Here is a 25,888-nt window from a genome sequence, read left to right as displayed (position 1 = left end):
GTGTTGGACCAATTGTCAGCTATCATCAGATAGCGATATCAGATTAAAGCCCCGAATTGTTCGGGGCTCACTATTACTTTAACTGATAATGAGTATCGCTAATTTTCCTCTGTTTTGGGTCGTTTGACATAAGAGGATAGGATACGCTTAACAGCTATTTCAGCTGTCAGAAGTGTTCATTCTTTATGTGGATCTTGTTTACCTTTCTCGCCGCGTCCATGCAGGCTTGGCGTAATGCCTTTCAGAGCCAACTGAGCAGAGAGGTGAAAGTCGCCGGTGTCACCCTGGCGCGTTTTCTCTGGGCCGGCCCCATAGCAGGGCTATACCTGTTGATACTCTATCTATGGCGACCGGTGGAGTTACCCGAGTTCTCATCTGCCTTCTCGCTTTATGTGCTCGGGGCTTCGGCAATGCAGATTGTAGCTACGGCCTTGATGGTGAAGTTATTTAAACTGAAAAACTTTGCCGTTGGCGCCGGCCTAGCAAAGAGTGAGGCCTTAGTGGCTGCGGTATTGGGGGTTCTCTTTTTCGGTACTAAGCTCTCGTTGCTGGGGTGGCTCGGTGTGATTATCGGCGGCATCGCAATCTTCCTGATGAGCAGCCGTCAGGGATTAAAGGATATCTCCTTACAGACCGCATCAATCGGCCTGGCTTGCGGCAGCGCATTTGCGCTGACATCACTGTGGGTGCGTGAGGCGAGCCTGAATTTAGACCTGCCTTTTCCTCACCGGGCCGCCTGGGTTCTGCTGTTGGTGATAACTATTCAAACAATCGTGCTGCTGGCATACCTCTACCTTTCAGATAAACAGACTCTAACCGCACTATGGCAGCGCCCTAAGCTCACTTTGCTGACCAGCACTACCAGCTGTTTGGGCTCCATCGGCTGGTTCAGCGCCATGTCTTTGCAGGCCGTGCCATATGTTAAGACATTAGGCCAGATAGAGGTGTTCTTTACCCTCTTGATTGCCATGTTCTGGTTAAAGCAGAAGGTAAAGATCAAGGAGGTATTTGCCTTAGTCATGATAGCTATCGCGGCTATATTGGTGATGTGGGGCTAGTCTAGGCCTTGGCCCTGCGGCTTCTTCTGCTCTGAGTGGCAATAATGACCATGTGCGCGATAAATGTTCCTAAGGTCGCACCGGCTAGCAGGTCCCCCAGGTAGTGATAATTTTGCCCCAGTTGCCCGATAAATACGGCGCACATTGCGGCAATCCAGAGTGGACGGTAGCGCGGCAGGTGATACCAGAAGGTCGTCGCGAGCGCAAAGGTGAACAGGGCGTGCCCCGATGGAAATGAGTTATAGGCGAGCCCCTCGGCAAAGGGATGAAATCCTTCGATACGATCGGTTATCCAGGAGGGATTATCGTTAACCCAGGTCTCAGGCCAAGTGCGGCCAAAGAGATACTTTGCCGATACTCTGGTAATACTGGCAAGTATTAAGGTGATAGTCAGGTCGACCGCTAGCTTTAATGATTTAACTCTCCAGAGTTTGAAGGTACAACTTAAGATAGCCAGCCCAGCCAATATCTCTAACAGCAGAGGAGTCTGACTAAGTAGTTTTAACAAGCTATTGGCTTGACTATGCAGATGCATAAACTCAGCAATATTTCTATCTAAGAAGAGGGCACTGAATATGGTAGCTGTTATCGCTAGTGAGTAATACAGCAAGCTCTTCATAGAGCTGAGTGACTCCGGTCGTACTTGTGCGGGCATAATTAGCTGTCAGGATGGTCTTTATTGAATTGATTTTATGGTGTTAGTGGAGAGCGAGCAAGCCGGAGTTAGATATATGGCTACATACATATACCGATTGATATCAGGGCTCTCTCTTGAAATGAGTTCCTGTTATCTCTGGTGAGCCGTTAACGCTAACAGAGTGAAGCTGAACGCGATAAGGAACTAGCTTTCCCGCTTATTCCTTTTCTTTATCGCTATCGCAATACAGATGGCTGCGCCGCCCCAGGTGATGCTCAGTGCAAGCACCATCATAATTATGGCTCCGCTACTCATAGTTTTTCCTCATGATTGGATGCTAAGTTTATCAGTAAGGAGATAAACAACATGGTGGCGATGAGTCCCCAACCTAAGATTATCTGGTCTGCTATCGGGTAATCACCATATCCATTATTGACTGTGTTGACTAAGTTTCTGACGAGAATGATGCCTAGCATTGCCGGACTGATAAAGCGTAAACAGAGCTCGAACCACCTCCCTATAGTGAACTCCGAGAGTCGATTCGTGTAGTCTCTTATATCGGCAATTTTAAATAGCCAGGTAAGAATGATGAGCTCTATAAAGCAACTGAATAGCAGGGCGACATTATTAATAAAGTAGTCGATGAGGTCGAGCAGTAGTAGTCCGCCATTGGTGGCAAATGCCATGGAGATGATAAAACCGCTGCCGCATACTAATGCAGCCGCTTTTTTACGGGGCAGGTGTAGCTTATCCATGATGGCTGAAGTCACGGCTTCAAGAATAGATATATGCGAACTAAGTCCGGCAACAACCAAGGCGAAGAAAAATAGTGGGCCGAGTATATAAGGTGCCGGAAGTAAGTTTATGGCAGCTGGGATGGTGACAAACGCAAGTCCAACGCCGGATGTGACCACCTCTGTCAAAGGTTTAGCCTGCTCCATTGCCATGTAGCCAAGTACACCGAATATCATTATTCCCCCCATAATAGAGAAGCCGCAGTTGATAAGAACGGTCATGAAGGCATTATTATTGATATCTGACTTTTCAGGAAGGTAGCTTGAATATGCGAGCATAATTGCGAAACCCACACTCAGGGTAAAGAAGATCTGCCCATAGGCGGCAGACCAGACCTTAGTGTCCATTATCTTGCTGAAATCCGGTTGGAAAAGATAGTTGAGGCCTTCGAGCGCACCGGGTAGAAAGACGATTCTGCCTATCAAGACCAGTACCATGATGAACAGTAAAGGCATCATTATTTTACTCGCGCGCTCGATTCCCCCCCTCACACCGGTGAAGATAGCTAACGAGGTGATTGCCCAGGCTATGGCCATCGGAACGGCGATATGTGGTTGAAACACGCCCAAGCTGGTGGGGGAGTTATCACCCAGTTGTAAGTATTCATTGAAGAAAAATGCGTTGGTATTGGTTCCCCAACTCTGGGTAAACGAGAACCCCAGGAATGAGATCGTCCAGCCGATAATTGCCACGTAATACACAGCGATGACAGCGGCGATAAGCACCTGAAACCAACCGAGCCATTCCAGCCTGAGCCCATAATGTATGCCTAATCGGGAGAAAACTTTAGGTGCGGCTCCGCGGAGTTTATGTCCGAGACTGAATTCCATTATCATAAATGGAATACCTGCGGATATCATGGCAAAGAGGTAAGGGATGAAGAAGGCCCCGCCTCCGTTTTCATAGGCCATATAGGGAAATCGCCAGATATTACCTAACCCGATAGCAGAACCCACAGCCGCGAGAATAAAGCCAATACGTGAGTTCCACTGTTCTCTTTGCATATGATTTTTCCATAGTTTTCAATCTACTTTCTCTTCTCATAATAGTAGACGAAAAATGAAGTGATGCATTGAGTTGCTTAATGTTCATTAATTAAGGGGAATATATGATTGTCGACGAAAGGGGCGGTGGGAGTAAAAATACGGCTTAGGTATTTTTTCGCCCACAGTTGTTGGCACAGATGAGATTAATTTATTCGGGATGATATGATTCCATCTTTTAACCGCTTCCCGCAGATTTGGTTTATCTTTTAGCTTAACTCATCTTGGTTGCTCTTAATTATTGCAGGTAGTCAAGTTCCATATTCTTGACCTGCTCCAGCAGACTCAGGTTTACCTTTGCGGTTAACTTATGGTGTTGTGCTCTTTGCACGACAAAACCATTTATAGACTCGATCTCAGTCTTTCTTTTATTGGCGATGTCTTGATGCATGGAGGAGTAATTAGCCCCCGTCAGCTCGATAACCTCAAATACCCGGTTAATGAGTGCTGACTTATCGAGTTCGACCCCATCGGCTGACGCGACCTCGACCAGCTCAGAAACAACGTCAGATATCTGCTGTCGATATTGTGCCTGAGCTAATGCTCCATTATTACAGTTATGTATCGCAGTAAGGGGGTTGATGGCCGCATTGATAGCCAGTTTGTGCCAGAGTGAAGGTAGAATCGGTTCACACCACTGGCTGCCCGGGATAGCGTTTAACAAGCATGCTTTTAACTCCCGGCTCAGATGAGGACCGGTGAGGTCGCCTAATTGAGTGCTTCCCGGGCCGGTTTGCGCTATGTGCCAGCGACTCTTTTTCAATGCTGCCTGTGAGGTGGTGCCTAAGCTTAAACCTTGCCCGCGGAGCTGCTTTGCTACCTCAAGGTGAGGTCCCATACCATTATGCAGTAAAAGAATGTGACACTCTTCGGGAAGCTTATCTATGATGGATTTGAGCGCATCACTGATCTGATAGGCTTTTACGCAGACAATAAGAAGTTGAATATGTTCAAATAGTGAGGGATCACTACGGTTGCAAAGCAGAGTCGCCGTGGACTCTGTGACCCGACCATCTAAAGCAGTAAAGGCGATGTGCTGTTGCTGCTCATGATCTCTGGTGATGAAAAGCGGGGCATGGCCATTGGCAAATAGTTGCTGGTAGATCAGCTGACCTACTGCGCCAGCGCCTAGAATCGCAATATTTTTTTCATCGACTAGTTGTTGACCCATGGATGTACTCTATTATTTCAATCAAGTTCGTTTATTCGGGTTCGGTGAGCTTAGCTGCACGGAAATAACGAAGGTAGCTCCAATGGCTTAAGTAGAACAGCAATACCCCGGCCATATCGGCAATGAAGTCACCGACCGATGCGCTGCGATAAGGCAGTGTGGATTGAACCAGTTCAATGAACACTGCATAACCGGCAAGCGTGAGAGCCAGATACTGCCATCTGGGTTTAAACGCCAAGTGGGTCAGGTAAGAGAGGCAAAAGAAACTACCAAGGTGCCCAACTTTGTCCATATGGGGGATCAGCTGAGGGTAGTTGGGCCTGGAGAAAACCAGGTAACTGATGACTATCAGGGCTATGGCCAGTGCCAGTTTAAAAATGTTTCGTCTTGATATCACTATGTCGCAGGATGTTTTGTTGTTTGTGCCATCATAGAAAAATGGTGGCTGATTGTCACCAAGAATATCATCCATTATTTGGTGTTAAACAGAGTTGAACTGGCGTTGATAAGACTTCATATTTACTCCAGATACGTTAAACTAACCCCACAAAAATTACTGTAATAGGACACTAAAATGCCTTCAATGGATATTGTTTCTGAAGTCGATGAAGTTGAGCTGCGAAATGCCGTAGATAACTCGGTACGTGAACTGAAGAGTCGTTTCGATTTTCGTGGTAAGGAAGCGAGCATCGAGTATAAAGACCATGTGGTTACGCTATCTGCTGAAGATGATTTTCAGTGTCAGCAGCTGGTTGACATACTGCGCATGCAGATGAGTAAGCGCAGTGTTGATCCGGCTTCCATGGATGTCGATGAAAAGGCAGTGCATAGTGGTAAAACCTTCTCTTTGAGGGTGCGCTTTAAAGAGGGCATTGAAACTCTCATCGCTAAAAAATTAGTGAAGATGATTAAAGACAGCAAGTTGAAAGTTCAATCTTCTATTCAGGGCGATTCGGTTCGCGTGACAGGTAAGAAGCGCGATGACCTGCAAGCCGTGATGGCATTGGCTCGTGAGTCTGAGCTAGGTCAGCCATTCCAGTTTAATAATTTTCGTGATTAATTACGTCTATTATGATGCAGCATAGTCGTTCAACTTAAATTTTCAGCGGGTTAATTATATCAAGGATGATTATGTTTAGACGATTAAAAATTTTATTGGTGGTTATTGGTGTTTCAACATCAATAGCCCACGCTGAAGCTCCAAGTTACTTCACTAATGATATCGACAGTGAATACAGAGCTTTAATTAACCATGTAGGGGAGTTGTTACCAGAAACTCAACTAGCTTTGGCATATTTACCTTCATTCACCCCTTATAGTTTGTTAGACGTTAGACCTCTCAAGTTCGAGGAAAACAAAGATAAACAAGCGTTTGCTAATTTTAACTTTGGAGTATTTGGACGTAGCCTGTTGAATGTGACTGAGAATCAGCTATCTACTTTGCCAAGTATCTCTATCTGTAAGGAAAAGAAATGTAAGTCTGAACGACTTCAGGTTATTGATGGCTTTTTAGCTGAGGCTAAATCGCATTTGAAACTGTTTAATAAAAACGATGAATTGTTTATTGTTCAACAAACATCCCCTCAGGTTTATCGTTTAAACAATACGTTCTATAGTCCAACAGCACTCATTACTTACTATCCATCTGAGCACGCAGGGTTTGTTCCCTCGAGCAACTTTGAAGTGGTAACTAACTTTGAAAACGTACCTGAGTTAATGTTTTTGGCTAACGAATCACAAGCTTTGAGGGGGCTCATGGGGAAATATGAGGTAGCTGCGATTGCTAAGATCGATGAAGTTAGTACAAATATCATTTTTAACGGTTTGAGTGATAACCATTGGGGAGTTGTGATCGACCACTACTCGAAGTTCCCTGCTAAGGGGGACAGCAACCACATTGGTCTTGAATATGACATAGTCGAAAAGCTATCAGATACAAATTTTTATTATCAAACTAACTAAAGGCTAAATTAAGTATTAGCAGATTCAAGTACAGCTTAGCTGGAAAATGAAAGCCCTCATGATGAGGGCTTTTTGTTTTGTAGCCGATTATCCGGAAGGCTAAGTCTGCTGCTCGGCAGAGTCACGGGACTCGTCATTTTTTGTCTGCCGGGCCTGCTTTAGGCTCTCGTCATGCCGGGTCCGCCTGTCTACCAAGAGCACTAACCACAGAACGGGTAAGCCGATGATACTGGCGCCAATGAAGAAGTTCACATAACCGAACGCATCGACGTAGGCGCCGGAGAAGCCGGCGATAAATTTCGGGAAGAGTAACATGATAGAGGAGAGTAGTGCATATTGTGTGGCACTGTATCCACTGCTGGTCAGACTCGAAAGGTAAGCAATAAAGGCCGCGGTTGCGATACCCGCACTGAAGTTATCGATGGAGATGACGACCGTTAACAGGGGAACGTTGTATCCCACCACCGCCTGGTAGGCAAACAAAAGGTTAGTGACGGCGACCAGCAGGGCACCGACAAAGAGTATTTTCATCGTACCGTAGCGAGCCAGAAGTACGCCACCAAATCCCGCCCCTACTAAGGTCATTATCAGGCCATAAATCTTGCTGATGGCGGCAATTTCTGCTTTGGCAAACCCCATGTCGACGTAAAAGACATTGGCCATGATCCCCATGACGATATCGGATATGCGATAACAGGAGATGAGCAGTAAGATCAATATGGCGTTGCGACCATAACGTTTAAAGAAGTCCATAAAAGGCAATACACTGGCGGTATATAACCAGGATAGGGTGCCAGCCACGGGCTTTGGATACCGCAGGCTCAGATCCTGCTTTAGCTTTTGCTCCTGTTCATCGGCCTTTTTATTCTCAACCTCTGGCTCTTTACTGAACAAGGTGGTGAGTATACCCACTCCCATGAGCCCGGCCATGATGAGGTAAGCCATCTGCCAGGAAACCAGGTTGTATTCATTGTTTCCGGGATCGACCCAGGCTGCAATCGTTAAGGCTCCGGCGGTGGCGACAATCATGGCGCTACGATAACCAACTTGATAGGCGGCTGCTAATGCTGCCTGCATCTTCTCCGGGGCGGATTCGATTCGAAAAGCATCGATAACGATATCTTGTGTTGCTGATGCAAAAGCGACCATTAAGGCAAACAGGGCCAGACGTTCCAGATCTTGTAGCGGGTCGCTAAAAGACATTCCTAAAATTGCTGCGACGAGCAGCATCTGTGCAAATAGCATCCAGCCTCGCCGCCGACCCAACAGGCGAGTGAATATTGGTAGTGAGAGTCGATCGACCAACGGTGACCAGACCCATTTGAAGCCATAGGCGAGAGCTATCCAGCTGAAATAACCTATTGCGGTTCTGTCGATACCCGCCTCTCTGAGCCAAAATGAGAGGGTCGAGAAAACCAGCATTAGGGGTAAGCCTGCCGAAAAACCAAGAAGTAACAGAACCAAGACTCGTTTATGACAGTATATGGAGAGCGCATCTTTGATGCGGGAATAGTTAGAGCCTAACGCTGGTGACATAGATACATTTCAAGAGGGTCATTAAGGCTAGCTTAAGGGGGGGAGTCGTTTGGTTCAAGATAAAATTGCTGGGTACGAGCTGGGGGAATCGATTAAGTCGTAAATGAAAAAGCTCAGGTATGCTTACCTGAGCTTTTTACTCTTTCAGGAGCTAGGTCTATTCCCTATACACCCCTTAGGTATTTGGCCGCCTATACTCAGGTAATCACAGCATTCATCAATCTGCTTACGCAGGTATTGATTGCCGCGGATCATCCAATCCGGCCATTTATCAAAGGCATGTAGCAGGTGCCAGAACACTCTCTCCATATCTGATTGCGCATCACCTTGATGATTGAACTGTTGCCACTCTTCAAGGACGTCCCATAGATATAGCTGGACTTCATTAAAAGCGAGCTGATCGCTCAGAAACGCTTTTCCATATTGGGCCAGCTGGGGCGCTTTTTTATCGATGAACTCATCTGGGGTCATCGGTTCGCCTCCTTATAACTGCTTAATTAGTATAGGACGATAAATAAGCTCTTGGGAGATATTATGTTAAAAATATTGAACTATCACTTTCTGGGCAGTAGCGTCGCTTTTTTTAACACGATCTCATCTATGGGAAAGTCAGGCCAGTCCAGTTTTGTATTGTGCTCCGTTGCAACGCCAGCCATGGCCGCAAGTACCTCTTCGCCTTCAGCTACTTCACCAAAAACCGCATAGCCCCAGCGTCTGGAGGAGGGGTCCAGGCGTTCATTATCGCCTACATTAAAGTAAAATTGGCTGGTGGCCGAGTGAGGATCGTTATCACGGGCCATGGCGATAGTGCCGAATGAATTTGATAAACCATTCCCTGACTCGTTAACGATGGGCGCATCGTATGGCTTCTCCTCCTGTTTGAGATTTAATCCACCTCCCTGAACGACGAAGTCGGCGATAACCCGATGAAACAAGGTATTGTCATAGTGCCCCTTCACGACATAGGTCAGAAAGTTATCAACTGTGATGGGGGCACGCGTTCTGTCTAATTCGACGATGATCTTTCCCATGCTGGTGTCGAGTTGTACCTGGGGGTAAAGCGTATCGGGCTGAATGTCGACGGCAACCGCAGTCTGGCTTAAACAGAGTATGAGTAGAGCATTAATCCAACGGATCATGGGGCTTCCTTGTTCTTTTATATCTATGGTCTTTTTAGGGCAGGAATTACTGCTGAATAAACTGGTTCAGTTCAGGGTCATTAATAATATCACCGCTTAGTTGACCGAGAAGTTTATTTATCTCTAGTTCTAAGGTTGCAAAGTCGGCACTGAACGGGCCCGATAGTGTTCCGCGAGCCGTGTAACGTTTCGTGAGCTCTTGAGTGCTGTTTTTGGCTATCACATTGATGATGATATTGCTCTTAGCCTCGAATCCGAAGGTACTCTCATTGACGTCAGTCAGTAACCGCTCTAATTGGAACTGTATATGTTGGACCGCACTGGGGTCTACTTGGTAACCGGCTTGAGTGAAGCCCTTACGAAAGACGGCGTCTATCTGTCTTCTCGGTGCTTCTGAAGGGCTGACAAGCCTGGCCGCATCGCCTTCGTTGTTGAAGCGTACAATGAAATTGGCTGAGCGCGTATCGATTGTCTCTATGGCTACGTTTTGTAGCGACTGAGTTTGAGGCTGTACTTGCGGAACCTGTGGCTCAAGGGCGATATGGCTTGGCGCCTGAGTCGCGCAACCGGAAAGTGCGATAGCTGTAGTTAACAATAAAAAGAGACGTTTCATTTTCTGGATTATCTTTATTCAAAATTGCGAAATAGGGTGATATCAGCATACCAGAATTGCCATTCGATGCCATCGTCTTTGGCTGTGCAAACGGCCCCCAGAATCTATTCAAGTTTGTTACCTTTTATCTGTCCCAGTTTATTAAAGTCAGGATCCGGAGTCATTTAAGCCATTTCTCAATTAAGCTGTAAATTTTACTTTCATCACGTTAGACATAGCGTTAGAGTAAAATTTGATTAACGGTCAGGGAGTGTTCGATGACGATAAGCGTTTCAAAGGTGATAAATATCCAGAGTCAGACCGCTCCCGAATGCTTGATGTCGAGTCATGGTACTCCCTTCTTTGGTTATTTTGATGGCCCGGTGGCCTCCCTGGGCCTTGAGCTGTTCAATTACTATAATGAAATGGATAAGCCCGCCTCCAGGTTGAGTCGCTACTTCAACTATAAGCAGTTTCAATTTATTAATATCGTCACTCCCCGTTTTGTCATTGGTGTCGCCATTGCCGATATACGTTATGTGGGCAGTGCATTTTGTTATCTCTATGACATCAGTAAAAACCACATCAGTGAAACGACCTGGTTGAAGCCACTGGGCAGAGGTTATGAATTGACGCCCTCTCCCATGTCGGGCGTTGCCAAGATGGCTAGTAGTAAGGCGAGAGTCTCCTTTACGATATCTGAAGGTGTGTGGCATGTGTCAATTGTGACAGCCAATATTAAGGCTGAGATCGATCTCGACGCCCCGGTATTGAGCTTACCTATGGCCATGTGTAATCCGACCGGGTATAACGGCTGGACTTATACTCAGAAGCATAACGGGCTCAAACCGACAGGGGAGCTTATCATTGACGGTGAATCTCAGCCTCTGAATAGGGCATTAGCCGGCTATGACTTTTCCGCCGGGTATATGCGCAAAGAGACGAGTTGGCGCTGGGCAAGTATTAATGCTCATACCCACGATGGTGTCCTGGGCCTTAATTTAGCGGCTGGGGTTAATGAAACCGGCTGTAATGAGAATGTCTTCTGGGTTAACGGTGAGCGGCACCTGTTAGGGCCTGTGCACTTCAACTTTCAACGGGCGACGGGAGCCGATTGTCAGAAACTGGCCCAGGCTTCATGGCGTATATATTCGGACAATGGTCAGGTTGAACTGAGCTTTAATCCAGCCAACTGTCGACAGGAGAAGCTTAACTTGCTGCTGTTAAAGAGTAACTTCAGGCAATACTTAGGATACTACTCAGGTTACATCATCGATAACTTTGGCAACAAGCATATTCTCGATAATGTACTGGGACTCACCGAAGACCATTTCGCCCGTTGGTGACTAAGAGGTCTGAAGACTTCTCTTTCTGTGACCTCTATTACCAACATTAATCCTGACTACTTTCAACCCTACCTACCTTCAACCAAAGTTGACTGAACTTCTTCGCGCCTTAGCTTTTCCATCGGATATTCAGCATCCAGCTTTGCTATCTCAGGTTTGTTCAGCTCAGGTACAGCTTTTGCCTCTAACATTGCTACGCAGTTGTTGGATTCCTGTGTTGGGCTGGCTCTCGATTTAACACCTGTATTATTTTGCGTCTCGTGATTCAGTGTTATTAAACATGGGCTTCAGCAAAAATTAAAGTATTATAAATTAAAGGATTTATCATGAAGAGATTGTTGTTGGTGATCGGTAGTTTGCTGAGCGTGGGGGCTTACGCCGGTGATTCAAATCATATCGTGGGCGGCAGTGTAGGCTATGGTATTCAGGATTTTGAATTCGAATCCGGACAAGAGACCGGCGGCGAGGACAGTTTCGCCATCGATGCGTATTACCGCTATATGTTTAATGAAAACTTCGGCATCGAAACCGGGCTATTTGGTGGTACGGGTGGTGTAGTGTCGGTGTTTACCGGTTTGTTCGGCGGAGTTGATAACATCAGTTATAAAGGGATACGAGGCACCCTTTACGGCCAGGTCCCGTTATCAGAGAGTAACCACCTCTATGCCAAACTGGGTGCCAGTGCCAATCGGCTCAATTACGATGTTTCAGGTGCGTTTAGTAGTGAGGTGATCAAGAGCGTCGAAACCAGGGGCAGTGATTTTTATGGCGCTGTGGGATGGGGGATACGTTTTCAATCGGGTATCGGCATGAATATCGAGTATCAATATGTGCCGGTTCAAGAGCTTAAGGTACAGAACTTCAATATCGGTATGAGCTACCGTTTCTAAATTGAACGCTCGAATGCTTTTATGATTAAGGGCAGGAAGGCGTGTCGCCTTCCTGCTTTGTTCGCTCTTCGTTACTTTTATTTAGTTACTTCTTCTTAGTTCAACCTTTATGTTTCAGGCGCTAATATTTTTGGCACTAATGTACAGGCACTATGGCTTTGTAGCACCATAGAGTGAACTCTGTGGATGAGGCGCTTCGGTAGAACTCTCCTGAGATTCATGGGGCTCGGCTTTCTTACCTATCTTCTGCGCCTGTAAAATAACAAACTTACCGTTAGAGGCGACTGTGGTGCAGTTCTTAAAAATACGCTGCAGTTTCACATGATAAGCCAGGTGACGGTTACCCACGACATGTAAGATGCCGCCATTTTTAAGTGCCCGCCAGGACTGGAGGAACATTTGCCAGGCAATGTGATCAGTTATCGCTTCCCCCTGATGAAAAGGAGGGTTACATAGGATCAGATCGGGGCGAACGCCTTCATTGAGGTGAGTCAAACAATCATCCCAGCCAAAGGTGGCTTGCTCGCCGACAAGGCCCTGTGTATCTAATTTATTCAATGCCCAGTTTTGTCTGGCCGATTCCACCGCCATCTCAGAATCATCCACAAAGTGGATATAAGCTTGCGGAAAGCACTGTTTGGCATTGAGGCCCAACACACCGTTTCCACAGCCCAGATCGATAATCGACTTGAAGTCACCCTTAGGCATGTTATCGAGCATGATGCGTGCACCGATATCCAGCTTGCCGGAAGCAAAAACGTTGCTGAGGTTGGTAATTTCAAGGTTTAACTCAGGGATAGGCCATTGGCTTGCTGTCGGAAGTTTACGGGCGACTCCGTCTGTGATGCAGGTGATAACCCGGGTCTTTTTCCAGGTCAGGCTGGCGCTAGCCGGGCCCAGATTCTTAGCAAAAACCTCGAGTAAAGACTTGTTGATCGACTTGGCTTTAGCGCCTATCAGTACCTGAGTACCTTCTGGCAGAACCTGAGATAAACGGTTTAGCTGGTGGGCAAAATAGCTAAGATTCTTTGGTAACTTCATCAAAACTAACTCGATGGCAGCGGGTATATTTTCACGACTGTTTAGCCATTGAATATCATCTGAGCTGAGTTTGTTATTTTCTAAGTTTTGCAGAGTACCTAATTGGCTGGTTTTAGCGTCAGTTTCGACGGCTAACGGCCATTGTGCGTCCATTGAACGCAGGCATGCTGTCAGAGCCCCGAAATTATCATTGATGATAGCCGTTGCAATCGGTGCTTGTTCAGTCTCTTTAAGATGTTTAATCAGGTGTTCATCGGCCGCATCCCAAGCCTGTAAGTTCGATTCCTGATTTTTAGGATATCGAGTTAATTCTAGCTCGATATCTTCGACTGAAAATTGTGTTGTCATATGCCAAACTGCACCAATAAAATAAGGGCACGTATTATCGCAGATTTAGGCTGTAAGGTACATATGACTATTAGTTGCGGCAAGTGCGGGGCGAGTCTGAACGAGGTTGATTGGAGGATGGCATGAAACAACACGGTTTTGGATTCGCTGCTCCTCAAGGGACAAGTGCTCAAAACAAAAGTGCTCAAGACTCAGGCGAACATGACCTGATGCCCCCGATTAAACTTATCCGGGGTTACCTGAGCGAAGCGCAGCAGACAGCCTTGCTTGAGGAAGCGGATGCTTATCCTCTGTCCCGGCCTGTAATCAAGGTTTATGGCAAACAACATGCCATACCCAGGACACAAGTTTGGTTCGGTGATGAAGGTTGTGACTATCTCTATTCGGGTCTGTTTATTAACGCGTTGCCATGGCCGAAATATGCTCGTCTGCTACAACAAAAATTGAAGCGTGATTTTGGTTTAAATGCCAATGGCGTCTTGGTCAACCGTTATGCCGATGGCAATGAGTCTATGGGGTGGCATAGCGATGATGAGCCTGAAATTGCCATTGGTAGTGATATCGTGTCTGTGACGTTAGGGGCGACTCGAGACTTTTTTATTCGCCATAAATCAAGCCATCATAAGATTAGTATTTCATTGGAGAGTGGCGATCTCTTGTTGATGCAATGGCCGATGCAGAAGGAGTGGGAGCATAGCCTGCCTAAGCGAATGAAGGTGATGGAGCCCAGGCTTAACTTTACTTTCAGAGCCTTAATAAAAGATTTCCATAAACAGATAGCTAAGGATTGAAAATATGTGCCAATATTAGGTTAGGTGGCCTGTCGATTTTTATGTTACTCAGATCTCAATGTTGATCAGTTAAATATTCTAAGCTAAATCGGAAAGAGGAAGATATTGCGCGTCACTCTGCTTGTTTTTAGCAATAAGGAGTATCACATGAAAAAGTTGTTTATTACTACAGTAATAGGACCTATCACACCGGGTATCATTAAGTCGCTAGCGGAAGTCACCCGCGGTTTCAAAGGGGAATGGGTGACGAGTAAGGTGATAAAGCTCGATGGCCACTTCTCAGCCATGATGAAGGTGGGTATCCCTCCTGAAGCCGAGGCGGAGTTAAAAGCCGAGTTGGAGTCGAAGTTTGCTAGTTTGCGCTTCTTCTTCGATGACGTCATCACAGAGGTCGGATCCGCTTCCAGACCATTGCACCTGACCCTTGATTGTGGCGACCGCGCGGGCCTGACCCGGGATATCGTCAATATACTCACTAATTTAGATCTGGTTATTGAACATATGGAGTTCAATCGGGTTCATGTCATGCCTATCGGGCAAACCGTGTTTTCTTCAAACCTGAATATTGCTGTTCCACAAGGGATTAGTACCGAGAGCGTGGTTGAACTGCTAGAAGGTGTGAGTGAAGATGCCAGAGTGAATGTTTTATAGGCTGGTGATTGTAACTTACTTATTATCGTCTACTGATTATTTTTGAGTCAGGTGTGGGGATGTGGAGGTGTTGACCTTTCTTCCCCTAAGCAGTAATCTGCCGCCATAGCTTTTATGTATGACTGAGAATATCGTTATGTCAGTAGAACAGATCATTACCGAAAAACTCACCGCGGCTCTGTCCCCATCTCACTTAGAGGTGATAAACGAGAGTCATAATCACCATGTGCCACCTAATTCAGAGATACACTTTAAGGTGATCATTACCTGTGGCGCATTTGAAGGCAAACGTTTACTGGCACGCCACCGTGCGGTCAATGAAGCTTTAGAGACTGAGTTTGCTAATGGTTTACACGCATTATCTATGCATACTTTTACGCCGACAGAATGGGCTGAAGAATGCGATGTTCCTGCCTCACCTAAGTGTAAGGGCTAATACTATTTAGTGTGATTGGTAAAGCAGATTGCTTCCAGATATATAAAGGCCATAGCGTTAACCGTTATGGCCTTTTCTATATCTGCTTCATAGACAGGCTATCGACCTTTCCTCGAATGAGATTGGTGTTCAACCTGTTAATTTGAAATATACCCGATAACCGAACGGTATGAAAAATAGTACAAAGTATGTGCTAGTATGCTGCTAAACAGTGTGAACACATAAGAAGATGGATGTGCGTTGCTGTAACCATTATCGATAGCGCCATAACACTTGGAGACTAGATATGCCCTTACTTGATAGCTTTACTGTTGACCATACCCGTATGCAGGCCCCGGCGGTTCGAATTGCGAAAACCATGAAAACCCCCAAGGGTGATGTCATTACGGTTTTCGATTTGCGCTTTTGTGTACCGAATAAAGATATCTTAAGTGAAAGGGGCATTCATACTCTGGAACACCTTTATGCCGGGTTTATGCGCGATCATTTAAACGGTGATTCTGTCGAGATCATCGATATATCACCGATGGGCTGTCGCACCGGCTTTTATATGAGTCTGATAGGTACTCCGGCAGAAGCAGATGTAGCCCAAGCCTGGCTCGCTTCTATGAATGATGTATTAAAAGTCGCAGAACAAGGTCAAATTCCCGAATTAAACGAATATCAGTGTGGAACATTTGATATGCATTCGTTAGAGCAGGCGCAGAGTATCGCCCGTTCAATTATCGCTTCAGGTATCAGTATTAATAAGAATGATGAATTGAAGTTAAGTGATGAGATATTGAACGGCTTGTAAGCAGAGCTAGTCCCAAATAGATATAAAAGCGGCATTGCCGCTTTTTTTATGTCGAAATATCGCTTGAGATAAGCAACCAAAAAAAACGTGAGATTAGTAAGTTAGGCTAGTTTTGGGTACTTTGGCTGTAATTGTAGCGGTTAAAAAACGAGCGGGGAATGCTTTTTGTTTGGTTAATTAATGAGCAGTTAAACTTAGGTTAAAAATTGTTTAAATTTTATCAATTTAAGGGGGATTACCTCTGTTAAATCACTGATAACCTTGCTAGGTCAGGGAACCGAATTGCTTTAGTAGTACCTGAATCAAATATAAATACTAAAGTGTGATCTGAACCTGATTCTAAAAAACTTCATTATCCACTTAAAACACTCACATTTTTCATGGCGATACCGTGATATTTGCGGTAAAATGCGCGCGAACAGCGTGATTGCGGTCGCATTTCTGTAATAAATCTGCGCTAGCTCAATGGGATGGGTTTTGATGAAGACTCGTCGTATTTAGCAGGAACGCGTCGCATTTTCTTTCCTTCATAACGTAGTGCTTGTGGATATGATTACAATAAAGAAAGGATTGGACCTGCCCATAGCAGGCGGACCAGAGCAAGTTATCCATAATGGCTCAGCCATTAACCATGTAGCTACTTTGGGTGAAGAGTATATTGGCTTACGTCCTACCATGAAAATTAAGGTGGGAGATAAAGTTAAAAAAGGTCAGGTTATCTTTGAAGATAAAAAGAACCTTGGTGTTAAATATACTGCTTTAGCCAGTGGCACAATTTTAGAAGTTAACCGGGGCGCTCAACGTGTACTTCAGTCTGTCGTCATTGCTGTGGAAGGGGAAGAGAGTGTTTCCTTTTCTAAGTATGATGCCGCACAGTTGGATACGCTGGATTCTCAACAAGTTCGTGACAACCTGATTGAATCGGGTCTGTGGACGGCGTTGAGAACTCGTCCTTTCAGTAAAGCCCCAGCCGTAGATTCTACCGCTGCCGGCATCTTCGTTACCGCGATAGATACTCAACCTCTTGCAGCCGACCCTGAAGTGGTTATTGGTGAGCATAAAGAAGATTTTGCTAACGGACTCAAGGTTCTGTCGAGATTGACTGAAGGTAAAGTATATCTGTGTAAAGCGCCTGGAGCCGATATTCCGGCTGCTAATGCTCAGGTAGAAGAGTTTGCGGGTAAGCATCCAGCAGGCCTAGCCGGTACACATATTCATTTCCTTTTACCAGCCTCTGTTAACAGAACTGTTTGGCATATAGGTTATCAAGATGTGATTGCTGTCGGTCAGCTATTTACTACCGGCGAACTAAACACTCAACGTGTGATAGCAATTACCGGCCCTAAAGCGGCTAAACCAAGACTCGTACGTACTCAGCTCGGCGCTTCTACCGTAGAGATCTCTGCAGGTGAAACAACCGATGGTGAAGTACGTGTGATATCTGGTTCGGTTCTTAGTGGTCGTACCGCTTCGGGTCCCCATGCCTACTTGGGTCGCTTCCATCAGCAGATCTCTTTGCTGGAAGAAGGTAGAGAGATGGAGTTTATCGGCTGGGCTATGCCTGGACCGAATAAGTTCTCTATCACTCGCTCTTTCCTTGGCCACCTCTCACCTTCTCGTCTGTTTAATATGACGACAAGCACCGGTGGTTCAGACCGAGCCATGGTACCAATTGGTAACTATGAGCGTGTAATGCCGCTGGATATTCTTCCTACTATGTTACTTCGTGACTTAGTCTCTGGTGATTCCGATGGTGCCGTAACTCTGGGTGCTTTGGAATTGGATGAGGAAGATTTGGCACTTTGTACTTTCGTATGTCCGGGTAAGTATGACTATGCGACTTATCTGCGTGACTGTTTAGATACGATCGTGAGGGAAGGCTAATGGGCTTAAAACAGTTATTCGAAAATATTGAACCGCAATTTGAAAAAGGCGGTAAATATGAGAAGTTCTATGCGCTCTTCGAAGCCGCATATACGGTGTTTTATACGCCGGGTCAGGTGAACAAGGGCGCAACCCATGTTCGTGATAATCTCGACCTGAAGCGTATGATGATCATGGTGTGGGCTTGCGTATTTCCTGCGATGTTCGTGGGTATGTATAACGTCGGCCTACAGGCACAAGATGCATTAGTTGCGGGTTTTGCTACACCAGATGTTTGGCAGGTCAGCCTGTTTAGCATGTTTGGTACCGAGTTGACTGCTAATTCAGGCATCGCAGCCTTATTGTGGTATGGCGCCTGTTTCTTCCTGCCTATCTATGCGGTTTCATTCGCAGTAGGTGGTGTCTGGGAAGTCTTATTTGCCTCTGTACGCGGTCATGAAGTTAACGAAGGTTTCTTTGTTACTTCCATTCTGTTTGCGCTAACACTACCACCTAATATTCCATTATGGATGGTTGCCTTAGGTATCACCTTCGGTGTGGTTGTTGCCAAGGAGATTTTCGGCGGAACCGGGCGTAACTTCTTAAACCCTGCTCTTGCCGGTCGTGCTTTCCTATTCTTCGCATATCCGTTAAGTATGTCGGGTGATACCTCTTGGGTTGTTGCCGATGGCTTCTCTGGTGCTACTGCACTTAGCCAAGCGGCTCAGGGCACACTTGAGTATGGATTTACGCAAGACTGGTGGGATGCTTTCCTGGGCTTTGTTCCTGGTTCTGTGGGTGAAGTTTCAACCTTAGCCCTGCTACTTGGTGGTGCGGTTATCGTCTATATGCGAATAGCTTCATGGCGCATTATTGCGGGTGTGATGGTTGGTATGATTGCCGTCTCTATGCTCCTCAATGCAATAGGTAGTGACACAAACGCTATGTTTGCTATGCCTTGGTACTGGCACTTGGTACTCGGTGGTTTTGCCTTCGGTATGATGTTTATGGCGACCGATCCGGTATCAGCCTCATTTACCAATCAGGCAAAATGGGGATACGGGATTTTGATTGGTGCAATGGCCGTGTTTATTCGTGTCATTAACCCAGCATTCCCTGAAGGTATGATGTTGGCCATCCTGTTTGCCAACCTGTTTGCACCGCTGTTTGACCATTTTGTGGTTCAGGCAAATATCAAGCGGAGGATCGCTCGTGGCTAGTAATAAAGATTCGTTCGGCAGAACTCTCTTTGTGGTTGTCGGTTTATGTTTTATCTGTTCGGTTTTTGTATCAACCGCAGCGGTATTGCTACGACCAATTCAGATAGAGAATAAATTGCTCGATAAGCAGAAGTATATTCTTGAAGCCGCTGGCCTTGTCGATACTAAAGAGTCAAAAATCGATAAAGCTGAAGTGCTTGCGACTTACGCTAAGTTTGTTGAAGCTAAACTGGTTGACCTGAAAACAGGTGAATGGGTTGAAGGCGATGCAGATTCATTCGATGCCGATAAGGCAGCGCGTGACCTGAAAAACTCATTTAAACCACAAAATGATGTCGCATCAGTTAAACGTGTTGCTAACACTGCTGTTGTCTATGTGGTTAATGATGAGCAAGGTAAGCCTAAGACACTTATCTTACCTATTAAAGGTTATGGCCTCTGGTCGACCATGTATGCATTCCTTGCCGTTGAGCCTGATATTAATACCATTAAGAGTCTGGTTTATTACTCATTTACCGGTTCGGGTGAAACTCCTGGCCTGGGTGGTGAAGTACAGAACCCTCAGTGGATGGCAAAATGGCACGGTAAGAAGCTCTATAACGAGCAAGGGGAGTTAGCGATTAAAGTCACTAAGCTTCCGGCTGTTGCAGCTTCCGTTCATGGTGTTGATACCTTGTCTGGTGCAACCTTGACCGGTAACGGTGTTCAAAACTCATTAGATTTTTGGTTAGGTGAGGAAGGTTTTGCTCGCTTTATCGAGAAAGTTCGTAAAGGAGGGTTGAGCTAATGGCTAACGCTAAAGAACTTAAGGAGGTCCTGTCGGGACCGATCGTGAGTAACAACCCGATTGCCCTACAGGTATTGGGTGTATGTAGTGCACTTGCTGTTACCAGTAAGTTGGAAACTGCATTGGTTATGACGATTGCATTAACTGCCGTTTGTGCATTCTCTAACTTGTTTATCTCAATGCTACGTAACCATATTCCCAGCAGTGTACGTATTATCGTACAGATGACCATTATTGCTTCGCTGGTAATCGTGGTAGATCAGGTGCTGCAGGCGTATGCCTACGATGTGGCTAAGCAACTCTCGGTATTTGTTGGTTTGATTATTACCAACTGTATCGTAATGGGACGCGCCGAAGCTTATGCGATGAAAACGCCGCCAATGATGAGCTTTATGGATGGTATAGGTAATGGTATCGGCTACGGTGCTATCTTACTGTCAGTTGGTTTTGTCCGTGAACTCTTTGGTAATGGTTCGCTATTTGGTGTCGAGATCTTAAGCAAGATTTCAGACGGTGGCTGGTATCAGCCTAACGGTCTGTTATTGCTACCACCGAGTGCGTTCTTCTTAATCGGTACATTGATCTGGATCATTCGTACTATTAAGCCAGAGCAAGTTGAAGCAAAAGGGTAAGCGCGATGGAACATTATATTAGTTTGCTAATTCGCTCTATTTTCATCGAGAATATGGCACTCTCTTTCTTCCTGGGGATGTGTACATTCCTGGCGGTTTCAAAGAAAGTGACCACTGCGATGGGATTGGGTATTGCTGTAGTTGTGGTACTGGCGATTTCAGTTCCGGTTAACCAGATCATCTATCAGGGGCTGTTAGCGCCGGGTGCTTTGGCTTGGGCTGGTCTTCCGGAAGCCGATTTGAGTTTCTTGAAGTTTATCACCTTCATCGGTGTGATCGCTGCACTGGTACAGATCCTTGAGATGGTGTTGGATAAGTTCTTCCCGCCACTTTACAACGCTCTGGGAATATTCCTCCCACTTATCACCGTAAACTGCGCAATTTTTGGTGCGGTATCTTTCATGGTTGAACGTGATTACAACCTGATAGAAAGTATGGTGTTTGGTGTAGGTTCTGGGCTTGGTTTTGCATTAGCTATCGTCTTGTTAGCTGGTATCCGTGAAAAGCTGAAATATGCTGATGTGCCTGATGGACTACGTGGCTTAGGTATTACCTTTGTTACAGCGGGTCTTATGGCGCTTGGATTCATGTCGTTTTCTGGTGTGTCCCTATAACAGGGACCCTCCGGGTTCCTATTTCGGACTTTTAAGGATAAGTTAATGGATATTCTTAAATCTACTCCACTTGAGGTTTACCTTGGTGTGAGTATGTTTACCGCTATTGTCTTAGGTTTGGTGCTAATCATTTTATTTGCCAAGTCAAAGTTAGTGAACAGTGGTGACATTACAATTGGTATCAATGATGACCCTGAGAAGGGCATCAAGTTACCTGCAGGTGGTAAGCTACTGGGTGCATTAGCTGAGAGCGGTATTTTCGTTTCCAGTGCTTGTGGTGGTGGTGGTACTTGCGGTCAGTGTAAAGTACACGTTAAATCAGGTGGTGGAGATATCTTGCCAACTGAGATGGACCATATCAGTAAAGGTGAGGCTCGTGAGGGCTGTCGTTTATCTTGTCAGGTAAACGTGAAAACCGATATGGAAATTGAGCTTGAAGAAGAGATCTTCGGCGTTAAGAAGTGGGAATGTACCGTTATCTCTAACGATAACAAGGCCACTTTCATTAAAGAGCTTAAGCTTCAAATCCCTGATGGTGACTCAGTACCTTTCCGTGCTGGTGGTTACATTCAAATTGAAGCACCTGTTCATCACGTTAAATATGCAGATTATGATATTCCTGCAGAATACCGTGGCGATTGGGAGCACTTTGGTTTCTTCAATTTAGAATCTAAAGTTGATGACGAGACAATCCGTGCATATTCAATGGCGAACTATCCTGAAGAGGAAGGTATCATCATGTTGAACGTACGTATTGCGACGCCTCCTCCACGTAACCTGACTCTGCCTTGCGGTAAGATGTCTTCGTACATCTTTAGCCTTAAAGAGGGTGATAAGGTGACAATCTCGGGTCCGTTTGGTGAGTTCTTCGCTAAAGAGACTGATAATGAGATGGTATTTGTCGGTGGTGGTGCAGGTATGGCGCCTATGCGTTCTCATATCTTCGATCAACTAAAGCGTCTTAAGACTAACCGCAAGATGAGCTTCTGGTATGGTGCTCGTTCTAAGCGTGAGATGTTCTATGTAGAAGATTTTGATGGCTTAGCTGCAGAAAACCCGAACTTTGATTGGCACGTTGCACTTTCTGATCCTCAGCCTGAGGACAACTGGGAAGGTAAGACTGGTTTCATTCATAATGTGCTTTATGAAAGTTACCTGCGCGACCATGAAGCGCCGGAAGATTGTGAGTTCTACATGTGTGGTCCTCCAATGATGAACGCCGCAGTTATCGGTATGCTTAAAGATCTAGGTGTCGAAGATGAAAACATCCTGTTGGATGACTTCGGTGGCTAATTACTTCTTATAAAGCTAGAATCTGCTGAAGTCGTTTTCATCTGATTTGAACGGGAAAAGTGGACATAGATAATTTATCATGTGCACTTTTCTATCTTCGAAACAGACGAACATAAGTAGAATAGTGATTAAGGATCCAGGTCAAAATGAAAAAGACCTTAGTAAACTGGTTAGCTCTTATTGGGCTAGCCTTTTTTGTTTCAGGCTGCTCTCAACCAGCTGAAATAGTGTCGCTGTCGGGTAATACCATGGGCACGACGTATCACATCAAAGTTGTTCCTAATAAACAACTTCCCGAGGCTAACCTGTTACAAGCCGAGATAGATCTGGCACTCGAAAAGGTCAATGATCAGATGTCGACTTATAGACCCGACTCTGAGTTGTCTCGCTTTAACAAGATGAACCATGAAGAGACAGTGACCGTATCGAAAGATACCGCATTTGTTATTGCCGAGGGGATACGTCTGTATAAGGTAACAGGTGGTGCGTTGGATATCACCTTGGGACCCCTGGTCAATTTATGGGGATTCGGTCCTGACAAACGCCCGACTAAATTGCCCTCTCAGGCGGTCATTTCTGTTGCGAAAGCCAAGACCGGCATCGAATACCTGAACCTCGATGGCAACAAGCTTAGTAAGACCAACCCCGACTTGTATGTTGATCTCTCATCGATAGCTAAGGGCTTCGGTGTCGATGTTGTCGCCGCTCTGCTCGATAAGTATCAGGTATCGGGTTACTTGGTTGAGGTTGGTGGTGAGCTAAGCGTATTTGGTCAAAAAATTGATGGCTCGCCCTGGCGCGTCGCCATTGAACAACCCGATGTCAATGACCGGGAGATACAGCAGGTGATTTCTCCGGGCGATATGGCAGTTGCAACCTCCGGCGATTACCGCAACTATTATGAGGAAAAGGGGCGTCAATTCTCTCACCTTATCGATCCCCGCGACGGTTATCCTATCGATCATAGATTAGCGTCGGTCACCGTCTTACATAAACAATCTATGGTGGCTGATGGTTACGCTACGGCTATGATGGTTATGGGGACACAAGCGTCACTGGAGCTTGCTAAGCAAGAGGGGTTAGCTATCATGCTGATCGAAAAGCAAGATGACGGTTTCAAAGTTTTTTATAGCGATGCCTTTAAGCCATTTATAGGTGAATAGGTCGTATTTTAAGCGTTAACTGCGTGTCAGGATGATAGCTTTAACGTGTTCGATAGTGATTTGATGGTATAATGTTCTAATCACGCTATTGTTGGAGTGCATAATGAGTACATTTATAGCGGCATTTGTAGTGTTACTGCTGTTCTTTTTATTGATGTCGATCGGTTATATGGTTAAACGCACTGCTGTCGCCGGTAGTTGCGGTGGGTTAGGCGCACTTGGAATTGAGAAAGCGTGTGATTGCGATGACCCATGTGAAAATCGCAAGGCTAAAATGGCCGAAGAAGAGCGATTAGAAAAGCTCAACAAGAATCGTATTCTTTAGTCTGGTTGAAATCGTCACAATGAAGCACCTTAACTAACACTTCTAGTAAAGGTGCTTTTTTATGGCTGCATAAGGGAAGTCAAGTAGGGCAATAGACCCGGCGGGCTTGGCAAGGTGCATCCGACAAACTGCTTTTTCAATCTGTCATTTTATTCTTTATCAGGTCAAAACCTGATACAAAATGATCCACATCTTTTCCTGAGATATCTACCACTGTACAGCCTTTATTCAGTTACTTTCCTTATTCTTACAATATACCTATGGAATTAATTTGAGCTGAGGCATGACAATGATTAATGGCAGATCTGTTGAGAAGACTCATGATAATGTCAGCGACTTAATCATTAACTTAAAGTTGCGTATCGAATCTCTCGAACTACAGCTTGCTAACTCCAGAACCACTATTGCCCCCGTATCTGACTTGGTCAAGCTGACCGATGATGAGCTGAAGATGATCTACGAACAGTTTTAATCTCAATTGAGTTTACAGCCAACAGCTAGCTAACCCCGAATATGAACTCGCTAAATTACGCTGATACTAACAGAGGAGCCTTAGGGGGCTTTCCGGTTTTTGTGCGCTTACACTTGAGCACTGTTTAAATATACAGTATCTTGTTGGCTAGGTGCTATTTGTGAATTTAGTTTAGTGAAAAAAATCATTCATATCGATATGGACTGTTATTTTGCCGCTGTGGAGATGCGAGATTTTCCTGAGTTAAGGGGGAAACCCATAGCTGTGGGAGGGAGAAGTGATCGACGTGGTGTCATCAGTACCTGTAATTATGAAGCCAGGCAATTTGGTGTTCGCTCGGCCATGGCCTCGGGTTATGCCCTGAAGCTCTGCCCCGACCTGATATTGGTGCCGGGTCGTATGTCAGTCTACAAGGAGGTGTCGGCGCAGATCAGGGAGGTTTTTTCTCGTTACACAGATTTGATAGAACCACTTTCACTCGATGAAGCCTATCTCGATGTTACAGATTGCACTCAGTGTCAGGGCTCGGCAACATTAATAGCCGAAGCCATTCGGCAAGAGATCTTTGACATTACCGGCTTAACAGCCTCTGCCGGTATCGCCCCCGTTAAATTTCTTGCAAAGATTGCCTCCGATCTGAATAAGCCTAACGGCCAGTATGTGATAACGCCCAATATGATCCCGGCGTTCGTAAAGGATTTGCCACTCACCAAGATCCCCGGGGTCGGTAAGGTGACGGGCAAAAAACTTGAGGATATCGGCTTAATCACCTGTAGCGATCTGCAGGAATATCCACAAAGGGCTTTAATTGAGCGATTTGGAAAATTTGGTTCCGTGTTGATTGAACGTGCACAAGGTATCGATACCCGTAATATCTCTCCCCACAGGGAGCGAAAGTCTGTGGGCGTTGAGACGACGCTGGCTAAAGATATATACAGCTTAGAGCAATGTAAGGGGGTAATGCCCCAGTTGATCCAGGAGTTAGCGACTCGAATAAAGCGTAGCGCCAAAGAGCGAACCATCCATAAACAGGTCGTTAAGCTTAAATTTAATGATTTTAAACAGACAACCATAGAACATCGAAGTGATGAGGTGTCTGTAAAGCTGTTTTATGATTTACTTTCCCAGGCGTTAGAGCGGCAGCAGGGACGCGGCATTCGATTACTTGGTGTTTCGGTAGGCTTAGCGAGTCAATCTGATAATGACAGAGCGGAAGAGAATGAAGTGAGAGAGTCGCAGATGGACCTTGGATTTTAAGTGAAGGTACTAGGTTCGAGTTCCTAGAGC

29 protein-coding genes are annotated in these 25,888 nt (G+C 45.6%); 19 read left to right on the top strand and 10 right to left on the bottom strand.

Translation table 11 applies throughout. The features are described 5' to 3' along the window. Positions 1–185: 185 nt before the first annotated feature. Positions 186–1,058, top strand: a complete 873-nt coding sequence (locus EKG39_RS11195) for a DMT family transporter (protein ID WP_126505815.1) — start codon at positions 186–188, stop codon at positions 1,056–1,058. Between the two features lies 1 nt (position 1,059). On the opposite strand, the gene EKG39_RS11190 is transcribed toward EKG39_RS11195, so the two are convergent. From EKG39_RS11190 to EKG39_RS11170, 5 genes are all read right to left on the bottom strand, one after another. Further along, on the bottom strand, positions 1,060–1,713 hold the full coding sequence (locus EKG39_RS11190; protein ID WP_126505814.1) for a phosphatase PAP2 family protein: 654 nt from the start codon (positions 1,711–1,713) through the stop codon (positions 1,060–1,062). A gap of 186 nt (positions 1,714–1,899) precedes the next feature. Continuing rightward, on the bottom strand, positions 1,900–2,010 hold the full coding sequence (locus EKG39_RS11185) for a methionine/alanine import family NSS transporter small subunit (RefSeq protein ID WP_126505813.1): 111 nt from the start codon (positions 2,008–2,010) through the stop codon (positions 1,900–1,902). Continuing rightward, positions 2,007–3,494 carry a sodium-dependent transporter gene (locus EKG39_RS11180; RefSeq protein ID WP_126505812.1) on the bottom strand — a complete coding sequence of 496 codons (1,488 nt, stop codon included), beginning with the start codon at positions 3,492–3,494 and terminating at the stop codon, positions 2,007–2,009. The genes EKG39_RS11185 and EKG39_RS11180 overlap by 4 nt, the downstream gene beginning before the upstream one ends. A 277-nt stretch (positions 3,495–3,771) precedes the next feature. Then, complete coding sequence (locus tag EKG39_RS11175; RefSeq protein WP_126505811.1) at positions 3,772–4,704, bottom strand: ketopantoate reductase family protein; 933 nt, start codon at positions 4,702–4,704, stop codon at positions 3,772–3,774. 31 nt (positions 4,705–4,735) lie between these two features. Next, entirely contained in the window at positions 4,736–5,176 is a 441-nt protein-coding gene (locus EKG39_RS11170) for a VanZ family protein (protein WP_425470163.1), read from the bottom strand. Between the two features lie 102 nt (positions 5,177–5,278). On the opposite strand from EKG39_RS11170, the gene EKG39_RS11165 reads away from it, so the two are divergent. After that, positions 5,279–5,764 (top strand): YajQ family cyclic di-GMP-binding protein, encoded by a 486-nt coding sequence (locus tag EKG39_RS11165; RefSeq protein ID WP_126505810.1) that lies wholly within the window; start codon positions 5,279–5,281, stop codon positions 5,762–5,764. Between the two features lie 71 nt (positions 5,765–5,835). Next, positions 5,836–6,666, top strand: a complete 831-nt coding sequence (locus tag EKG39_RS11160; RefSeq protein WP_246028476.1) for a hypothetical protein — start codon at positions 5,836–5,838, stop codon at positions 6,664–6,666. A 99-nt stretch (positions 6,667–6,765) separates the two neighbouring features. Here EKG39_RS11160 and EKG39_RS11155 read toward each other — a convergent pair whose 3' ends face one another. The 4 genes from EKG39_RS11155 to EKG39_RS11140 all read right to left on the bottom strand — a co-directional run bounded on the left by EKG39_RS11155 (position 6,766) and on the right by EKG39_RS11140 (position 9,954). Continuing rightward, the gene (locus EKG39_RS11155; protein ID WP_126505809.1) at positions 6,766–8,202 is read right to left on the bottom strand and encodes an AmpG family muropeptide MFS transporter; all 1,437 of its coding nucleotides are present in this window, start codon (positions 8,200–8,202) and stop codon (positions 6,766–6,768) included. Positions 8,203–8,346: 144 nt separating this feature from the next. After that, the gene (locus EKG39_RS11150; protein ID WP_126505808.1) at positions 8,347–8,673 is read right to left on the bottom strand and encodes a hypothetical protein; all 327 of its coding nucleotides are present in this window, start codon (positions 8,671–8,673) and stop codon (positions 8,347–8,349) included. An 83-nt stretch (positions 8,674–8,756) separates the two neighbouring features. Then, positions 8,757–9,341 (bottom strand): peptidylprolyl isomerase, encoded by a 585-nt coding sequence (locus EKG39_RS11145; protein ID WP_126505807.1) that lies wholly within the window; start codon positions 9,339–9,341, stop codon positions 8,757–8,759. Between the two features lie 46 nt (positions 9,342–9,387). Next, positions 9,388–9,954 carry a YajG family lipoprotein gene (locus tag EKG39_RS11140; RefSeq protein WP_126505806.1) on the bottom strand — a complete coding sequence of 189 codons (567 nt, stop codon included), beginning with the start codon at positions 9,952–9,954 and terminating at the stop codon, positions 9,388–9,390. Positions 9,955–10,232: 278 nt separating this feature from the next. On the opposite strand from EKG39_RS11140, the gene EKG39_RS11135 reads away from it, so the two are divergent. Further along, on the top strand, positions 10,233–11,279 hold the full coding sequence (locus EKG39_RS11135; protein WP_126505844.1) for a DUF2804 domain-containing protein: 1,047 nt from the start codon (positions 10,233–10,235) through the stop codon (positions 11,277–11,279). Between the two features lie 326 nt (positions 11,280–11,605). Next, a complete protein-coding gene (locus tag EKG39_RS11130) occupies positions 11,606–12,169 on the top strand; it encodes a porin family protein (protein WP_126505805.1) in 564 nt (187 codons plus the stop codon). 150 nt (positions 12,170–12,319) lie between these two features. Here EKG39_RS11130 and EKG39_RS11125 read toward each other — a convergent pair whose 3' ends face one another. Then, positions 12,320–13,558, bottom strand: a complete 1,239-nt coding sequence (locus EKG39_RS11125; protein WP_126505804.1) for a methyltransferase — start codon at positions 13,556–13,558, stop codon at positions 12,320–12,322. Positions 13,559–13,680: 122 nt separating this feature from the next. On the opposite strand from EKG39_RS11125, the gene EKG39_RS11120 reads away from it, so the two are divergent. The 14 genes from EKG39_RS11120 to dinB all read left to right on the top strand — a co-directional run bounded on the left by EKG39_RS11120 (position 13,681) and on the right by dinB (position 25,858). Beyond that, the gene (locus tag EKG39_RS11120) at positions 13,681–14,349 is read left to right on the top strand and encodes an alpha-ketoglutarate-dependent dioxygenase AlkB family protein (protein WP_126505803.1); all 669 of its coding nucleotides are present in this window, start codon (positions 13,681–13,683) and stop codon (positions 14,347–14,349) included. 147 nt (positions 14,350–14,496) lie between these two features. Continuing rightward, entirely contained in the window at positions 14,497–15,000 is a 504-nt protein-coding gene (locus tag EKG39_RS11115; protein WP_126505802.1) for an ACT domain-containing protein, read from the top strand. A gap of 136 nt (positions 15,001–15,136) precedes the next feature. Then, the gene (locus EKG39_RS11110; protein ID WP_126505843.1) at positions 15,137–15,436 is read left to right on the top strand and encodes a BolA family protein; all 300 of its coding nucleotides are present in this window, start codon (positions 15,137–15,139) and stop codon (positions 15,434–15,436) included. Positions 15,437–15,722: 286 nt separating this feature from the next. Beyond that, positions 15,723–16,232: an S-ribosylhomocysteine lyase gene (gene luxS / locus EKG39_RS11105; RefSeq protein WP_126505801.1), complete on the top strand. Its 510-nt coding sequence runs from the start codon at positions 15,723–15,725 to the stop codon at positions 16,230–16,232. 549 nt (positions 16,233–16,781) lie between these two features. Further along, entirely contained in the window at positions 16,782–18,116 is a 1,335-nt protein-coding gene (locus EKG39_RS11100) for a Na(+)-translocating NADH-quinone reductase subunit A (protein WP_126505800.1), read from the top strand. Beyond that, a complete protein-coding gene (locus EKG39_RS11095; RefSeq protein ID WP_126505799.1) occupies positions 18,116–19,315 on the top strand; it encodes an NADH:ubiquinone reductase (Na(+)-transporting) subunit B in 1,200 nt (399 codons plus the stop codon). Before EKG39_RS11100 ends, EKG39_RS11095 begins: the two co-directional genes overlap by 1 nt. Beyond that, positions 19,308–20,102, top strand: a complete 795-nt coding sequence (locus EKG39_RS11090) for a Na(+)-translocating NADH-quinone reductase subunit C (RefSeq protein ID WP_126505798.1) — start codon at positions 19,308–19,310, stop codon at positions 20,100–20,102. The genes EKG39_RS11095 and EKG39_RS11090 overlap by 8 nt, the downstream gene beginning before the upstream one ends. Then, a complete protein-coding gene (locus EKG39_RS11085) occupies positions 20,102–20,734 on the top strand; it encodes an NADH:ubiquinone reductase (Na(+)-transporting) subunit D (protein ID WP_126505797.1) in 633 nt (210 codons plus the stop codon). Before EKG39_RS11090 ends, EKG39_RS11085 begins: the two co-directional genes overlap by 1 nt. Positions 20,735–20,739: 5 nt before the next feature. Next, positions 20,740–21,348, top strand: coding sequence for an NADH:ubiquinone reductase (Na(+)-transporting) subunit E (gene nqrE / locus EKG39_RS11080; protein ID WP_126505796.1), 609 nt, complete (start codon positions 20,740–20,742; stop codon positions 21,346–21,348). 45 nt (positions 21,349–21,393) lie between these two features. After that, on the top strand, positions 21,394–22,641 hold the full coding sequence (gene nqrF / locus EKG39_RS11075) for an NADH:ubiquinone reductase (Na(+)-transporting) subunit F (RefSeq protein WP_126505795.1): 1,248 nt from the start codon (positions 21,394–21,396) through the stop codon (positions 22,639–22,641). Between the two features lie 146 nt (positions 22,642–22,787). Next, a complete protein-coding gene (locus EKG39_RS11070; protein ID WP_126505794.1) occupies positions 22,788–23,804 on the top strand; it encodes an FAD:protein FMN transferase in 1,017 nt (338 codons plus the stop codon). 103 nt (positions 23,805–23,907) lie between these two features. Beyond that, entirely contained in the window at positions 23,908–24,129 is a 222-nt protein-coding gene (gene nqrM, locus EKG39_RS11065; protein ID WP_126505793.1) for a (Na+)-NQR maturation NqrM, read from the top strand. A 283-nt stretch (positions 24,130–24,412) separates the two neighbouring features. Continuing rightward, a complete protein-coding gene (locus EKG39_RS11060) occupies positions 24,413–24,601 on the top strand; it encodes a hypothetical protein (protein ID WP_126505792.1) in 189 nt (62 codons plus the stop codon). Between the two features lie 174 nt (positions 24,602–24,775). Next, positions 24,776–25,858, top strand: a complete 1,083-nt coding sequence (gene dinB / locus EKG39_RS11055; RefSeq protein ID WP_126505791.1) for a DNA polymerase IV — start codon at positions 24,776–24,778, stop codon at positions 25,856–25,858. The last annotated feature ends 30 nt before the right edge of the window (positions 25,859–25,888 follow it).

This window comes from Shewanella atlantica (assembly GCF_003966265.1).
GTDB classification, from domain to species: Bacteria; Pseudomonadota; Gammaproteobacteria; order Enterobacterales; family Shewanellaceae; genus Shewanella; species Shewanella atlantica.
The sequence above is the reverse complement of the archived record's forward strand: the minus strand, read 5'-3'. Positions and strand labels throughout refer to the sequence as shown.

Coding starts and splice junctions, on each gene's coding strand:
- EKG39_RS11185 (WP_126505813.1), bottom strand. CDS start 2,010: ATGAGTAGCGGAGCCATAATTATGATGGTGCTTGCACTGAGCATCACC.
- EKG39_RS11115 (WP_126505802.1), top strand. CDS start 14,497: ATGAAAAAGTTGTTTATTACTACAGTAATAGGACCTATCACACCGGGT.
- EKG39_RS11095 (WP_126505799.1), top strand. CDS start 18,116: ATGGGCTTAAAACAGTTATTCGAAAATATTGAACCGCAATTTGAAAAA.
- EKG39_RS11165 (WP_126505810.1), top strand. CDS start 5,279: ATGCCTTCAATGGATATTGTTTCTGAAGTCGATGAAGTTGAGCTGCGA.
- EKG39_RS11130 (WP_126505805.1), top strand. CDS start 11,606: ATGAAGAGATTGTTGTTGGTGATCGGTAGTTTGCTGAGCGTGGGGGCT.
- EKG39_RS11155 (WP_126505809.1), bottom strand. CDS start 8,202: ATGTCACCAGCGTTAGGCTCTAACTATTCCCGCATCAAAGATGCGCTC.
- EKG39_RS11160 (WP_246028476.1), top strand. CDS start 5,836: ATGTTTAGACGATTAAAAATTTTATTGGTGGTTATTGGTGTTTCAACA.
- EKG39_RS11125 (WP_126505804.1), bottom strand. CDS start 13,558: ATGACAACACAATTTTCAGTCGAAGATATCGAGCTAGAATTAACTCGA.
- luxS (WP_126505801.1), top strand. CDS start 15,723: ATGCCCTTACTTGATAGCTTTACTGTTGACCATACCCGTATGCAGGCC.
- EKG39_RS11190 (WP_126505814.1), bottom strand. CDS start 1,713: ATGCCCGCACAAGTACGACCGGAGTCACTCAGCTCTATGAAGAGCTTG.
- EKG39_RS11085 (WP_126505797.1), top strand. CDS start 20,102: ATGGCTAACGCTAAAGAACTTAAGGAGGTCCTGTCGGGACCGATCGTG.
- nqrM (WP_126505793.1), top strand. CDS start 23,908: ATGAGTACATTTATAGCGGCATTTGTAGTGTTACTGCTGTTCTTTTTA.
- EKG39_RS11180 (WP_126505812.1), bottom strand. CDS start 3,494: ATGCAAAGAGAACAGTGGAACTCACGTATTGGCTTTATTCTCGCGGCT.
- EKG39_RS11195 (WP_126505815.1), top strand. CDS start 186: ATGTGGATCTTGTTTACCTTTCTCGCCGCGTCCATGCAGGCTTGGCGT.
- EKG39_RS11100 (WP_126505800.1), top strand. CDS start 16,782: ATGATTACAATAAAGAAAGGATTGGACCTGCCCATAGCAGGCGGACCA.
- nqrF (WP_126505795.1), top strand. CDS start 21,394: ATGGATATTCTTAAATCTACTCCACTTGAGGTTTACCTTGGTGTGAGT.
- EKG39_RS11110 (WP_126505843.1), top strand. CDS start 15,137: ATGTCAGTAGAACAGATCATTACCGAAAAACTCACCGCGGCTCTGTCC.
- EKG39_RS11170 (WP_425470163.1), bottom strand. CDS start 5,176: ATGGATGATATTCTTGGTGACAATCAGCCACCATTTTTCTATGATGGC.
- EKG39_RS11145 (WP_126505807.1), bottom strand. CDS start 9,341: ATGATCCGTTGGATTAATGCTCTACTCATACTCTGTTTAAGCCAGACT.
- EKG39_RS11140 (WP_126505806.1), bottom strand. CDS start 9,954: ATGAAACGTCTCTTTTTATTGTTAACTACAGCTATCGCACTTTCCGGT.
- EKG39_RS11120 (WP_126505803.1), top strand. CDS start 13,681: ATGAAACAACACGGTTTTGGATTCGCTGCTCCTCAAGGGACAAGTGCT.
- EKG39_RS11150 (WP_126505808.1), bottom strand. CDS start 8,673: ATGACCCCAGATGAGTTCATCGATAAAAAAGCGCCCCAGCTGGCCCAA.
- EKG39_RS11070 (WP_126505794.1), top strand. CDS start 22,788: ATGAAAAAGACCTTAGTAAACTGGTTAGCTCTTATTGGGCTAGCCTTT.
- nqrE (WP_126505796.1), top strand. CDS start 20,740: ATGGAACATTATATTAGTTTGCTAATTCGCTCTATTTTCATCGAGAAT.
- EKG39_RS11060 (WP_126505792.1), top strand. CDS start 24,413: ATGACAATGATTAATGGCAGATCTGTTGAGAAGACTCATGATAATGTC.
- EKG39_RS11175 (WP_126505811.1), bottom strand. CDS start 4,704: ATGGGTCAACAACTAGTCGATGAAAAAAATATTGCGATTCTAGGCGCT.